8 protein-coding genes and 1 pseudogene are annotated in these 13,085 nt (G+C 73.5%); 7 read left to right on the forward strand and 2 right to left on the reverse strand.

What is annotated here, in order from left to right; genetic code table 11:
* Nucleotides 1-49: 49 nt before the first annotated feature.
* The 6 genes from ACZ4Z5_RS21725 to sucD all read left to right on the forward strand — a co-directional run bounded on the left by ACZ4Z5_RS21725 (nucleotide 50) and on the right by sucD (nucleotide 8,550).
* The gene (locus ACZ4Z5_RS21725; RefSeq protein WP_468265373.1) at nucleotides 50-2,617 is read left to right on the forward strand and encodes a DUF5682 family protein; all 2,568 of its coding nucleotides are present in this window, start codon (nucleotides 50-52) and stop codon (nucleotides 2,615-2,617) included.
* Nucleotides 2,618-2,628: 11 nt separating this feature from the next.
* On the forward strand, nucleotides 2,629-3,828 hold the full coding sequence (locus ACZ4Z5_RS21730; RefSeq protein ID WP_468265155.1) for a VWA domain-containing protein: 1,200 nt from the start codon (nucleotides 2,629-2,631) through the stop codon (nucleotides 3,826-3,828).
* 107 nt (nucleotides 3,829-3,935) lie between these two features.
* Nucleotides 3,936-5,072 (forward strand): hypothetical protein, encoded by a 1,137-nt coding sequence (locus ACZ4Z5_RS21735; RefSeq protein WP_468265157.1) that lies wholly within the window; start codon nucleotides 3,936-3,938, stop codon nucleotides 5,070-5,072.
* An 88-nt stretch (nucleotides 5,073-5,160) separates the two neighbouring features.
* Complete coding sequence (locus ACZ4Z5_RS21740; protein ID WP_468265159.1) at nucleotides 5,161-6,168, forward strand: hypothetical protein; 1,008 nt, start codon at nucleotides 5,161-5,163, stop codon at nucleotides 6,166-6,168.
* 292 nt (nucleotides 6,169-6,460) lie between these two features.
* Complete coding sequence (sucC, locus tag ACZ4Z5_RS21745; protein ID WP_468265161.1) at nucleotides 6,461-7,642, forward strand: ADP-forming succinate--CoA ligase subunit beta; 1,182 nt, start codon at nucleotides 6,461-6,463, stop codon at nucleotides 7,640-7,642.
* Nucleotides 7,643-7,665: 23 nt separating this feature from the next.
* Complete coding sequence (gene sucD / locus ACZ4Z5_RS21750) at nucleotides 7,666-8,550, forward strand: succinate--CoA ligase subunit alpha (RefSeq protein WP_468265163.1); 885 nt, start codon at nucleotides 7,666-7,668, stop codon at nucleotides 8,548-8,550.
* A gap of 178 nt (nucleotides 8,551-8,728) precedes the next feature.
* On the opposite strand, the gene ACZ4Z5_RS21755 is transcribed toward sucD, so the two are convergent.
* Together ACZ4Z5_RS21755 and ACZ4Z5_RS21760 are read right to left on the reverse strand one after the other, a co-directional pair.
* Complete coding sequence (locus ACZ4Z5_RS21755; RefSeq protein ID WP_468265375.1) at nucleotides 8,729-10,018, reverse strand: SigE family RNA polymerase sigma factor; 1,290 nt, start codon at nucleotides 10,016-10,018, stop codon at nucleotides 8,729-8,731.
* Nucleotides 10,019-10,306: 288 nt separating this feature from the next.
* A pseudogene (locus ACZ4Z5_RS21760) lies at nucleotides 10,307-10,468 on the reverse strand (helix-turn-helix domain-containing protein); the annotation flags it as partial.
* A 152-nt stretch (nucleotides 10,469-10,620) separates the two neighbouring features.
* On the opposite strand from ACZ4Z5_RS21760, the gene ACZ4Z5_RS21765 reads away from it, so the two are divergent.
* Complete coding sequence (locus tag ACZ4Z5_RS21765; protein ID WP_468265165.1) at nucleotides 10,621-13,077, forward strand: cell division protein PerM; 2,457 nt, start codon at nucleotides 10,621-10,623, stop codon at nucleotides 13,075-13,077.
* Nucleotides 13,078-13,085: the final 8 nt, after the last annotated feature.

Here is a 13,085-nt window from a genome sequence, read left to right on the forward strand (position 1 = left end):
CAGCGCCCAGGGCGGCCCGACCGCCGGGACCGGACCGTGGCTTCTCGGCGTGCGTCACCACGGGCCGGGCTCGGCCCGTGCCGTCCGCGCCGCGCTCGACGCCGTCCGGCCCCGCGCGGTGCTGGTGGAGGGCCCTCCGGAGGGCGACGCCCTGCTACCGCTCGTCGCGGACGAGCACATGCGGCCGCCGGTCGCGCTGCTCGCGCACGTAGTGGACGATCCGGGGCGGGCGGTGTTCTGGCCCTTCGCCGAGTTCTCCCCGGAGTGGGTCGCGATCCGCTGGGCCCAGGAACACGGCGTACCCGTACGGTTCATCGATCTGCCGGCCGCCCACTCGCTCGCCCTCGCCGCCCGGGTGGAGGCCGGGGCCGACGGGACCGACCCGGACCCGGACGCCGCCGGGCATACGGGACGGGACGCCGACGAGGACACCCGCGAGAACACCGCCGAGAACGTCGGTGAGGACCGCCACGGGGACGGGAACGACGGGCTGCGGGTCGACCCGGTCGCCGAACTCGCCCGCGCCGCCGGATACGACGACCCCGAGCGCTGGTGGGAGGACGTGGTCGAGCACCGCCACGACCCTGTGGGAACCGCCGATCCGTTCGCCCCGTTCACCGCTCTCGCCGAGGCCATGACGGCCCTCCGCCACGAGTTCGGGCACGGCGGCCACCGCCGGGACCTGATCCGCGAGGCCCATATGCGTCTGCAGATCAGGGCTGCACGCAAGGAGTCGGGCGACGACATCGCCGTCGTCTGCGGTGCCTGGCACGCTCCGGCCCTCGCCGAGAAGTCCACGGTCACCGCCGACCGGGCGGCGCTCAGGGGACTCCCGAAGGCCAGGACCGAGACGACCTGGGTGCCCTGGACGCACCGCAGGCTCGCCCGCCACAGCGGCTACGGTGCGGGCATCGACTCGCCCGGCTGGTACGGCCATCTGTTCGGCGCGCCCGACCGGCCCGTCGAACGCTGGATGACCAAGGTCGCCGGACTGCTCCGGGACGAGGACCGGTTCGTCTCCTCCGCGCACGTCATCGAGGCGGTCAGGCTCGCCGGAACCCTTGCCGCCGTACGGGGCCGGCCCCTGCCCGGCCTCTCCGAGACGACCGACGCGGTACGGGCCGTCATGTGCGACGGCTCCGACGTGCCCCTCGACCTGATCCGTGACCGGCTGGTGGTCGGAGACGTCCTCGGCGAAGTGCCCGACGGCGCGCCGGTTGTCCCCCTCCAGCGCGACCTCACCCGCATCCAGCGCAGCCTGCGCCTCAAGCCGGAGGCCCTGGAGCGCGAACTGGAACTGGACCTCCGCAAGGAACTGGACGCCTCCCGGAGCCGTCTGCTGCACCGCCTGAGGCTCCTCGGCATCGACTGGGGCGAGCCGGCCGCCGCCCGGAGCAGCACGGGCACCTTCCGGGAGACCTGGCGGCTGCGCTGGGAACCCGAACTGTCCGTCCGGATCGCCGAGGCCGGCGTGTGGGGCACCACCGTGCTCGGCGCCGCCACCGCCAAGGCCGAGGCCGACGCGACGGCGGCCGGCTCGCTCGCCGAGGTGACGGCGCTGGCGGAGCGCTGCCTGCCCGCGGGGCTCTCCGACGCGCTCCCCGTCGTGATGGGGGCGCTCGCCGACCGGGCCGCCCTCGACTCCGACGTGGCCCACCTCGCCCAGGCACTGCCCGCTCTCGCCCGCACCCTGCGCTACGGGGACGTCCGCGGCACCGACACCCGCGCCCTCGCCGAAGTCGCCTGTGGTCTCGCCGAGCGGATCTGCGTCGGCTTCCCGCCCGCCTGCACCGGACTGGACGCCGACGGAGCGGCCGGCATGCGCGAGCACCTGGACGCCGTCCACCAGGCGGTCGGGCTCCTGGCCGAGGTCAGGGACGGCGGACCGCGCGAACGCTGGCAGTCCGTCCTCGACCGGCTCGCCGAACGCGAGGCCGTCGCCGCGGTGATCCGCGGACGGGCCGCCCGGCTCTCCCTCGACGACGGCCGGCTCGCCGAGGCCGATGCCGCGCGGTTGATGGGACTCGCCCTGTCGCCCGGCACCGCTCCGGCCGACGCCGCCGCGTGGATCGAGGGTTTCTTCGGCGGCGCCTCCGGAGGAGGCTTGCTCCTCGTCCACGACGAGCGGCTGCTCGGCCTGCTCGACTCATGGCTCACCGGAGTCGCGCCGGAGGCGTTCACCGACGTGCTTCCGCTGCTCCGCCGGACCTTCTCGGCATTCGATCCGGGGGTGCGCCGCACGCTCGGCGAACTGGCCCGGCGGGGCACCGCGGGGGCCGTCGGCCCGACCGGGAGAACGGCCGCCGGAGCCCCGGCACCGGGATTCGCCACCAGTCCGGACGAGCGCCGGGCCGACGCCGTACTACCGGTGCTGCGCCTCCTGCTCGGCACGGGCACGGATAGGGGCACGCCACCCACGACGGGGCCAAGTGCCGGGACCAGCACCGGAACCCACGGCGGCACGGGTACGCGCAAGGGCGTCGGCGCGGTCACCAGCGCCCGCACGGCGGCCGGACCAGGCACGAGCTTCCATGCCGACACGGGAACGGACGCCGCTGCCGGGGACGCAAGCACCGACGTGGACGCCTGCGCAGACGAGTGCCGGGCGGCACGGTGAACGGGGGACACATGACCACGCAGACGACCGCGGCCCCGACGGAGGCCGTCCCGGACGACGAGCGGATACGGCGCTGGCGCCTTGTGCTCGGATCGGACGCAGCCGAATCCAGCGGCTGCTCCCTCACCGGCCGGGACGCCGCCATGGACGCGGCACTCGGCGCGCTCTACGGAGGCAGCGGGCGGGGAACCGGGGAAGGCCGGAGCGGCGAGCGTTCGGCAGGACTGGGCGCCTCCGCCCCGTCCGTCGCCCGCTGGCTCGGCGACATCCGCACCTATTTCCCCAGCTCCGTCGTCCAGGTCATGCAGCGGGACGCCATCGACCGTCTCGGTCTGTCCCGTCTGCTCCTGGAGCCGGAGATGCTGGAGGCGGTCGAGGCGGATGTGCACCTCGTCGGCACACTGCTCTCGCTCAACCGGGCCATGCCGGAAACCACCAAGGAGACGGCCCGCGCCGTCGTGCGCAAGGTCGTCGAGGACCTGGAGCGGCGCCTGTCCGCCCGGACGCGCGCCACACTGACCGGTGCCCTCGACCGCAGCGCCCGCATCGGCCGGCCGCGGCACCGGGACATCGACTGGGACCGGACGATCCGGGCCAACCTCAAGAACTACCTGCCCGAATACGACACGGTCGTTCCGGAGCGGCTCATCGGGTACGGCCGTGCCTCACAGGCCGTCAAGAAGGAGGTCGTCCTCTGCATCGACCAGTCCGGTTCGATGGCGGCATCGGTCGTCTACGCGTCGGTGTTCGGAGCGGTACTGGCCTCCATGCGGTCGATCGCCACCCGGCTCGTCGTCTTCGACACGACGGTCGCCGACCTGACGGACCAGCTCGACGACCCGGTGGACGTCCTGTTCGGCACCCAGCTCGGCGGGGGAACCGACATCAACCGCGCGCTGGCGTACTGCCAGTCGCAGATCACCCGTCCCGCGGACACGGTCGTCGTGCTCATCAGCGATCTCTACGAAGGCGGCATACGCGACGAGATGCTCAAGCGGGTCGCCGCCATGAAGGCGAGCGGAGTGCAGTTCGTCGCCCTGCTCGCCCTGTCCGACGAGGGCGCTCCGGCGTACGACCGGGAGCACGCCGCGGCCCTCGCGGCGCTCGGCGCACCGGCCTTCGCCTGTACGCCGGACCTGTTCCCGGAGGTGATGGCGGCCGCTCTCGAGAAGCGCCCGCTGCCCATACCGGACATGGTGACCCATCAGTAACAGGGGACTTGCGCCCCGCCCGGAGTCTCGTGCGAGGATCGTCCCGCCGTTCACGGAGTGCCGTGTTCCGCTTGCTGTGTCCGCCTGATGGAGGGCCCTCCCCGACCTTGACGTTCGCCACCGTGCTGCCCGGAGCCGTTCTGCGCGTGCTGCGCGGAACGGCGGGCTCGCGTGCGCTTCGGTTGACGTTCCTGCTGGGCGGTCTGCTGACGCTGGGCCTCCTGCTCGCCGACCGGGCGGAGGCTGCCGAGCTTCCGTCGGTTCCCTCCACTGCCGGCGCCGAGGAGGTCCGGTCGTCGGCTGGGACGCCAAGGCCTCCGGCGGAGCGGACCACCATGCCGTCGGACCCGTTCATCGCTTCCGGAACGGCTCGTGCGACGGGCGCGACGGGCATCGGAACAACCGGCAGGGCCCTGGCCCACAGTGCAACGGCCGACGAGGCCGTGGCCGCCGCGGCAACGACCTGGGCAGCCGCGGCCGACACAGGGACGGGCGCGGCCACGACCGGCACGGCAAACCCCGGTGCCGCCGGGGCCGTGCGCTCGGTGCCCCAACCCGTAGGTCCCGTGAACAAGTCCGTGACCGCTCCCGTGGCGCAGGCCGAGGAGCCGCTCAGGGACCTCGCCGGTCCCGATGGGTCGGCCGCCGAGGAGCTGGAGCCGGTCGTCGACGCCGCGTTCGGGGTCGTCGAGCCGGTGGCGCGCGGCGTACGGGCCCAGTTGCCGGAGCGAATGCCCGTACCCGTGGGCGTGCTCGCGGGCAACGGGCTGCCGGGCACGGAAGCTTGGGGGCCGGATGCTCCTGTGCGCCGGGGTGGCGCCCCGTACGACGACATCGTTCCCGGCCTGGTCGCCGGGGACGGCGAGGCCGGCACCGAGAGCGCGGAGAGCGTGGCGATCCGGGTCCGCGGGGCCGCTGACGAGGTGCGTCCCGGCCCGGGTGCGGGCTGTGGGTTCCCGTACGTCGTGCGGGCTCACGGCGAGGCCTCCGTGACGGCGGGCGTCGGCCGTGGCTCCGGTCTGCCCGCACTGCCCGGCCCCACCGGCCCCGGCCCCGCTGGTCCCGGCAGTGGCAGCGCCGCGCGTGGCGCGGCCGGTGACGGCAGCCCGCACCGGCAGGCCGACGCGCAGGGCCTTTCGCCGGAGGACGCCGTGTCCTTCGGACTGGTCCGTGGCGCCCGCGGCGCCACGGGCGACGCTCCCACCCGCGAGCGGCACCGCGAAGTCCTCGAATTCCCCGGCTAGGGCAGTCCTTCCCGCGCACATGGACCTGTCGCGCGGGGGCGGACAGGTCTGCCCAGCCACCACCAGGAATCCGAAGGATCACACCTCCATGAACAAGAACATCCGCCGTTCGATACTCGTCGCGGGCGCCGCCACCGGTATGTGGGTCGTCGGCACCGCCGCCGCCAGCGCCGACGAACTGCCCCAGCTGTCCCTCTCCCTGCCCGACCGCGCCGCCGACACGGTGGCCGACCGGACCCCCGACGCCGACGTTCCGGACGCCGGTCTGCCCGCCGCCGAGCTGCCCGAGGCGAACGTCCCGGGCGTCGGGCTTCCGCAAGCCGCCGTCCCGGACGCCCAGGTTCCGGAGGCCGGCCTCCCGGCCACCCCTGCCGTTCCGGCCACCCTGTCGGTCCCGGACGCCGCCGACGTGACCGGGGCCGCCCAGCAGGCCGAGGGGGAGATCGACTACCTCTTCGGCCCGCTGTCCGCCTTCGCCCCCGAGCTCCAGCAGACGGCCGGGCGGACTGCCGAACAGGCTCCGGCGCAGGCCCGCGCCGAGGCCCAGGGTGCCGTGGCGCAGACGTCGGTCCGTGCCCAGGACGTCGTCCGGGCGTCCGGCCCGATCGTGGACGAGACGTCGTACGCCGTCCTGCCTCCCATCGCCGCCGAGGCCGTGTCCGGTGTGCTTCCCGTCGCCGGCCAGGCGGTCGGTGACGCGGGTGTCCTCGTCGACGGCGTCGTGGCTGACGTCCTGCCGTTCGCGGGCGGTGTCGTCGGTGAGGTGCAGCCCTTCGCGGGTGGCGTCGTCGGCGAGGTCCTGCCGTTCGCGGGCGGTGTGACGGGCGCCGTCCAGCCGCTCGTCGGTGCCGTCGTCGACCACGTCGACCCGGTCGTCCAGGGCGTCGGCGGCAGTGCGACCGCTTTCGCCGGCGGCGTGGCCGGCGAGGCGCTGCCGTTCGCCGGTGGTGTCGTCGGCCAGGTGCAGCCCTTCGGGGAGGACCTGACCGGCACGGTCGCCGGTGACTCCCTCGCCGGGAACGTTGTCTCCGGCGCGCAGGGCGTGGTCTCCGACATCACGCCGAGCTACGTCCCGCAGCCCGCACAGGGCATCTGACCGGGGGATCCACGGTTTCCCGGGCGGCCCCCACCCCGGTGGGGGCCGCCCTTCCGCACGCAGGGTGGAGCTGCGTCGGCGCCCGGCCGGTGGCAGGATCTGTGACAGGTATCACCGCTCGGGTGTGATCTGTGATTTAGGGACCCAGCTCCCACGGAGATAACCTGCGGGACGGACATGCCGCGTGCCCGGCCACCGTGTACGCCTCCCTAGTGACAGCGCAGTCACGTTGCCCTTCGCGGCACGCCCACGCAGACAACGAACCGCGATCACTGAAAAGGGACGGACGCGCGTGGACCTGTTCGAGTACCAGGCGAGGGACCTCTTCGCCAAGCACGGTGTACCGGTGCTGGCCGGTGAAGTCATCGACACGCCTGAGGCGGCGCGCGAGGCGACCGAGCGGCTGGGCGGCAAGTCTGTCGTCAAGGCCCAGGTGAAGGTCGGCGGCCGCGGCAAGGCCGGTGGCGTCAAGCTCGCCACCACCCCGGACGAGGCGGTCGCCCGCGCGACGGACATCCTCGGCATGGACATCAAGGGCCACACGGTCCACAAGGTGATGATCGCCGAGACCGCGCCCGAGATCGCCGAGGAGTACTACGTCTCGTACCTCCTCGACCGCACCAACCGCACCTTCCTGGCCATGGCCTCGGTCGCGGGCGGCATGGACATCGAGGAAGTCGCCGCGACGACGCCGGAGAAGCTGGCCAAGGTCCCGGTCGACGCCAACGAGGGCGTGGACCTGGCGAAGGCCCGCGAGATCGTCGAGGCCGCGAAGTTCCCGGCCGAGGTGGCCGAGCAGGTCGCCGAGGTCCTCGTGACCCTGTGGAAGACCTTCGTGGCGGAGGACGCCCTCCTCGTCGAGGTGAACCCGCTGGCCAAGGTCGCCGACGGCCGTGTCATCGCCCTCGACGGCAAGGTCTCGCTGGACGCCAACGCCGAGTTCCGTCACGCCGAGCACGCCGAGCTCGAGGACAAGGCCGCGGCCAACCCGCTCGAGGCCGCGGCCAAGGCCAAGAGCCTGAACTACGTGAAGCTCGAGGGCGAGGTCGGCATCATCGGCAACGGCGCCGGCCTGGTCATGTCGACCCTGGACGTCGTCGCCTACGCCGGTGAGGCGCACAAGGGCGTCAAGCCCGCCAACTTCCTGGACATCGGCGGCGGCGCCTCGGCCGAGGTCATGGCGAACGGCCTGGAGATCATCCTGGGCGACCCGGACGTCAAGTCCGTCTTCGTCAACGTCTTCGGCGGCATCACCGCGTGCGACGCGGTCGCCAACGGCATCGTGCAGGCCCTGGAGCTCCTGGAGTCCAAGGGCGAGGCCGTGACGAAGCCCCTGGTCGTCCGTCTCGACGGCAACAACGCGGAGCTGGGTCGCAAGATCCTCGACGACCGCAACCACCCGCTGGTGCAGCGTGTGGACACCATGGACGGTGCGGCCGACAAGGCCGCCGAGCTGGCTGCTGCCGCGAAGTAAAGGGACGAGGTAACAGACACACCATGGCTATCTTCCTCACCAAGGAATCCAAGGTCATCGTCCAGGGCATGACCGGCTCCGAGGGCCAGAAGCACACCAAGCGCATGCTGGCTTCCGGCACCAACATCGTCGGTGGCGTGAACCCGCGCAAGGCCGGTACCACCGTCGACTTCGACGGCACCGAGATCCCGGTCTTCGGCTCCGTCGCCGAGGCGATGGAGAAGACCGGCGCGGACGTCACGGTCATCTTCGTCCCGGAGAAGTTCACCAAGGACGCGGTCATCGAGGCGATCGACGCCGAGATCGGCCTCGCCGTCGTGATCACCGAGGGCGTCGCGGTCCACGACACCGCGCAGTTCTGGGCGTACGCGGGTGCCAAGGGCAACAAGACCCGCATCATCGGCCCCAACTGCCCGGGTCTGATCACCCCCGGCCAGTCGAACGCGGGCATCATCCCGGCCGACATCACCAAGCCGGGCCGCATCGGTCTCGTGTCGAAGTCGGGCACGCTGACCTACCAGATGATGTACGAGCTCCGTGACATCGGCTTCAGCTCCTGCGTCGGCATCGGCGGTGACCCGATCATCGGCACCACCCACATCGACGCGCTGCGGGCGTTCCAGGACGACCCCGACACCGACCTGATCGTGATGATCGGCGAGATCGGCGGCGACGCCGAGGAGCGCGCGGCCGACTTCATCAAGGCCAACGTCACGAAGCCGGTCGTCGGCTACGTCGCGGGCTTCACCGCCCCCGAGGGCAAGACCATGGGCCACGCCGGCGCCATCGTCTCCGGCTCCTCCGGCACCGCCCAGGCCAAGAAGGAGGCCCTGGAGGCCGCCGGCGTCAAGGTCGGCAAGACCCCGACCGAGACGGCCAAGCTGGCGCGCGAGATCCTCGGCGCCTGAGCCTTCCGGCTCCCCGGCGGAACCGCGTAGTACGTGGGCCCGCGTCCCGGACATCCGGGGCGCGGGCCCACGCCCGTTCCGGGGTCGCTGCGGTCCGCCCGGCGCCTCGCTCGTCCCCGACGACCCGTCCGGTGCCCCCTTCGCCCCCGCTCGTCCGGCCGTGCCGCCGTACCCGCTGCTACTCGGCGCGGGGGAGCAGACGGGCGGGGCCCTTCATCGGTTCGGCGTTCAGACTGTCCCGCAGCCTGCGGTCGTGCTTGGTCAGCCTCGGGGGGCCGGGGTGCGGTGCCGGCACACCCGCCACGGGTTCGCCCTGCGGCTCCGGCGGCTCGTACCGGGTCTGCGCCGTCGCCATGGTGAACAGGGTCGCCACCGCGATCAGAGCGGTGAGTCCGAAGGCCGTCCGGGTCCACAGCCGGGCCTGCCGTTCGCTGCCCGCACGGATCGCCTCGGCGTCCGGAAGGGCGCGGAAGGATCCGGCAGTCCCGGTGCCTCCGGCCTCACCCGGGGTTGCGCCTCCGGGCTCCCCGTGGCCCCGGGCCCTGTCGGCCTCGGTGAGGGACAGCGCGTGCAGCCGCTCCGCGAGGAGCACGGACCGTTCCTCGGAGGATGTGGCTGCTCCCACCAGTTCGGGGAGGCGTTCGGCGACCGCTGTGCGGGCGTTCAGCAGCCTACGGGCCGTGGCCGGGGTGCTGGCCTCGGTCTCGGCCGCGGTCTCCGGCAGGTCCAGTCCCAGGCCGTCGTAGAGCAGCAGGGTCCTGCGGTGCGCGGGCGGGAGGTCCAGCAGGGCCTCGAGCAGTGCGCGTGCGGCCGGGTCGTCGGGCGACCGGTCGGGCTCCTTGAACGAACGCCGCAGCCGGTGCCAGGGGGAGAGCGCGTACTCGTGGGCAGCGGCCCGTACCCAGCTCGCCGGAGCGGGGTCGGTCGCCACCTCGGGCCAGCGCTGCCAGGCGCTGCGGAACGCCTGGGTGACCGCCTCCCGGGCGAGCGTGCGGCGCCCGGTGAGCAGGAACGCCTGCTGCACCAGAGCCTGGGAGGTCCGGTCGTACAGCTCGTCGAAGGCGGCCGCGGCGGCCTTGGCGAGCCTGCGCCGGGACTCCTCGCCCTCCGGGTCCTCGTCGGGGTCGAGCAGGGGCTCCGGCCGACGTGGGACGGTGGCGTTGCGCGCGGGGTGGACGGCGGACGACCGACGGCGCCGGACGACATCCGGAACGTACGTGTCCCCGTGGTGCGGGGGTGCGGGGGTGGGCAGGGGCAGCGGTGCCGTCTCCTCCTCGGCGGATTCCGTGCCCTCGTGACCGGCTCGCGGGGGCACGGACGCGACGTGGACGGCGGGCGGCGGTGGGGAGGCCGGGCATGCGGTGGCGGGGCCGACATCGGCGGTCGGGGCGGTGGTGGGGGCCAGGCCGGATGTCGGGGTGGTGGCGGAGCCGACGTCGAGCGGCTCGGCGGTGGCCGGGTGGACCATCGGCCTCTCGGACCTCCCTGGCCTCTCTGGTCCCCTGGACCTCTCTGATCTCCTGGACCTCTTCGGTCCCCTGGACCCCTCTGGTCCCTCAGACCTCTCCAGCGTCTCGGATCTCTCCAGGCCCTCGGTCTCGTCCGGGCTCTCCCACGTCTCCGGACTCTCGCCCCTGCCCAGCCTCTCCAGCACTTCCAGCCCAGCAGGCCCCTCGCACCCCTCCGGCCCCTCTCCGCGCCCGGCGGCGAGGTCCGCGAGCAGCTTGGCGTACGTGTCGCGTCTGCGCCCGCGGGGCGAGCTGCGGCCCGTCTCCCAGGCGCGCAGGGTCGACCGCGTGACTCCCAGCGCGGCAGCCAGCTGCCCCTCGCTCATGGCTCCCGACTCGCGCAGCCGGCGCCGTTCCTTCGGGGGCGGCAGAGGCGCCTCGGACCCGGATGCGGCGGTGCTCTCTGTCATGAACGACTCCAAGGGCTCCAGGCACTCCCTGCAGCCCGGCACCCGCGAATGGCGGACAACCGGACCGAAAATTACATAAACGTATTTTGCGCGACACTACGACTATTTGCCCGTTACGGGGATAAAGCGCGTGTCGTTGGCAGCATGACGCTGTGACCCAAGTGACCGACCAACCGCTGACGTTGCCGACGGTCCGCGGCGTCCGGAGCCGCCCTGTGGCGCTGGCCACCTGCTTTCTGCGGGGGGTGCTCGCCGCGGGGCTGGGGCTGGGCGCCCTCTCCGTGCTGGTGATGATGCTGTGGATCAGCTCCCCGTACCCCGACAGCGGGCCCGGCGGGGCCCTGCACACGGCTGCCGCGCTGTGGCTGCTCGCCCATGGGACCGAGCTGGTGAGGCAGACCGGCACGGACGGCGTCCAGGCCCCGGTCGGCCTGATGCCCCTGCTGCTGCTCGCGATCCCGGTGTTCCTCGCGCACCGGGCGGCACGGGATGCCCTCTCCCCCTACGGAACCGTGGACTGCGACGATCCCGGAGGGGCGGACGGGACCGCGGACGCCGGGGCCGGGGAACGTGTCACCGTACGGTCCGCCGTCGCCGTCTTCGGCCTGGTGACGGCCGGCTATCTCCTGGTCGGCGGCGCCGCCGTCCTCTACGCGGACGACGGTGCGCTGCCCGCCGACCGCGTGAGCGCCGCGATCCATGTGCCGCTCGTGGTGATGTCGGCCGTCGTCGCCGGGGTCTGGAGGGCGTGCGGACGTCCGTCCGAGACGCTGCCCTCATGGGTGCCGGAACGCCTTCGGGCGGGCCTCGCCCATGCGAGTACCGCCGTTGCCGTGCGTGCGGCGTGCGCGGCCGTCGCCGTCCTCGTGGGAGGCGGAGCCCTCCTCGTCGGGGCGTCCCTCGCCTGGCACGCCACGTCGGCGCGTGAGTCGTTCCTCCAGCTCGCCACGGTGTGGTCCGGCCGCGTGGCCGTCCTGCTGCTGGCCCTCGCAGTGGTGCCCAACGCCGCGGTGTGGGCGGCCGCCTACTCCCTCGGCCCCGGCTTCGCCCTGGGTACGTCGACCTCCGTCACGCCCCTCGCGGTCGTCGGCACCCCGGCCGCCCCCGACTTTCCGCTGCTCGCCGCCGTGCCTTCGGTGTCCCCCGCAGCCGGTACGGCACTCACCTGGTCGGTCGTCGCAGTGCCGGTCGCGGCAGGGCTCACCGTCGCCTGGTTCACCGGCCATGCGGCGGCCTACGAGGACGAGCCCTGGAGCCGCACCCGTACGGCCGTGTCCTCGGCCCTGGCGGCCTGCGGCTGCGCGGCCGGGACCGCCGGGCTCGCCGCGCTCGCGGGCGGCTCCCTCGGCACGGGACGCCTGGCCGTCATGGGGCCCGTGTGGTGGCAGGTGGGTCTCGCGGCGCTGCTCTGGACGGGTCTGCTGGGCGTACCGGGAGCGCTGGGCCTGCGGGCGTGGCTGGTGTGCGGGAGGCCGCCGAAGGTGGACCTTTCCCACGCATGGGTCCCCCGGTTCGACCGGAGCGGTGATCCGCTGCCACCCGTGGACGACGATCTCGCCGGAGCCTACGACTTCCGGGACCTGGCCCTGCCGTACGCCTCCGACGACGTCCCCGATACGGTCCCGTCCCTTGCCGACGGCCTCCCGGACGGGTTCCGGCCTCATCTGCGGGACGGCCTGCCGGATCGGCAGGGGTCCCGTGCGCCGGATGGTCTCCCGGACACGCTCCAGCCTCTTGCGCCGGACGGCCTCCCGGATCAACTCAGACCGTATGCGCGGGACGGTCTCCCGGATTGGCTTGGGTCCCATGGGCGGGACGGTCTCCCGGATCGGCTTGGACCCCATGCGCCGGACGGCCTCCCGCACCCGACCGGGCCCCACGGCCCTGACGATCTCCAGGGTGGGGCCCGGCCCCGCATCGACGATCTCCTCGACCGGATGCGTGCCCGTATCGACGATCTCCGCGATTCGGCCCGCCTCCATGGCGGCGACGGCGGCGGTGCCCTCGGGGCATACGGTCCCGACGGCCCCTGGGATCAGGCCCGGACCCACGCCGCCGCCGATGCCGTTCAGGACCCGGCCCGGCCCCACGACGCAGAGGACGCCGGTCCGTCGGCGTCCCACCGCCACGGTGACGTTCGTGATCGGGCGGCGGCGCAGCGGCCCGCCTTCGGCGGCCCCCAGGCCTCACCCCGGACCCACGAAGGGGGCGGTGTCCCCACGGCCCCAGGGCGGTCCTTCGCCGCCGGCGAGCCCGCGTCCCACGCCTCCGACGACCTGTCGTACACACACGACCGGCCCTACGAACCGGAGGGCTTCCGGACCCCGGGCGCGGCCGGTCGCGACGGCTACGGGACGGAAGCCATGGACGGCTTCCCTCACCCGTCCGGGTCGTACGACGTCCCCTACGACGTCCCTCCTGCGGGCGGGCTCGACCCGTGGCGCGACGGCGCGGCGAGGAAACCGCGCAGCGCGGCCACCGACGATGTGCCGGACGAGTCCGTGCCGGGCTCACCGTCCACGTCCACCGGCGGGCCCGCCGCCCGGCGACCGTCGACTCCGTCCGCGGAGCCGCGGCAGGAGCCCCACCCTCCGCCGTACACGGAGTGAGGCGCCGC

This window comes from Streptomyces sp. NPDC030222 (genome assembly GCF_055573115.1).

Coding starts and splice junctions, on each gene's coding strand:
- ACZ4Z5_RS21730 (WP_468265155.1), top strand. CDS start 2,629: ATGACCACGCAGACGACCGCGGCCCCGACGGAGGCCGTCCCGGACGAC.
- ACZ4Z5_RS21740 (WP_468265159.1), top strand. CDS start 5,161: ATGAACAAGAACATCCGCCGTTCGATACTCGTCGCGGGCGCCGCCACC.
- sucD (WP_468265163.1), top strand. CDS start 7,666: ATGGCTATCTTCCTCACCAAGGAATCCAAGGTCATCGTCCAGGGCATG.
- ACZ4Z5_RS21755 (WP_468265375.1), bottom strand. CDS start 10,018: ATGGTCCACCCGGCCACCGCCGAGCCGCTCGACGTCGGCTCCGCCACC.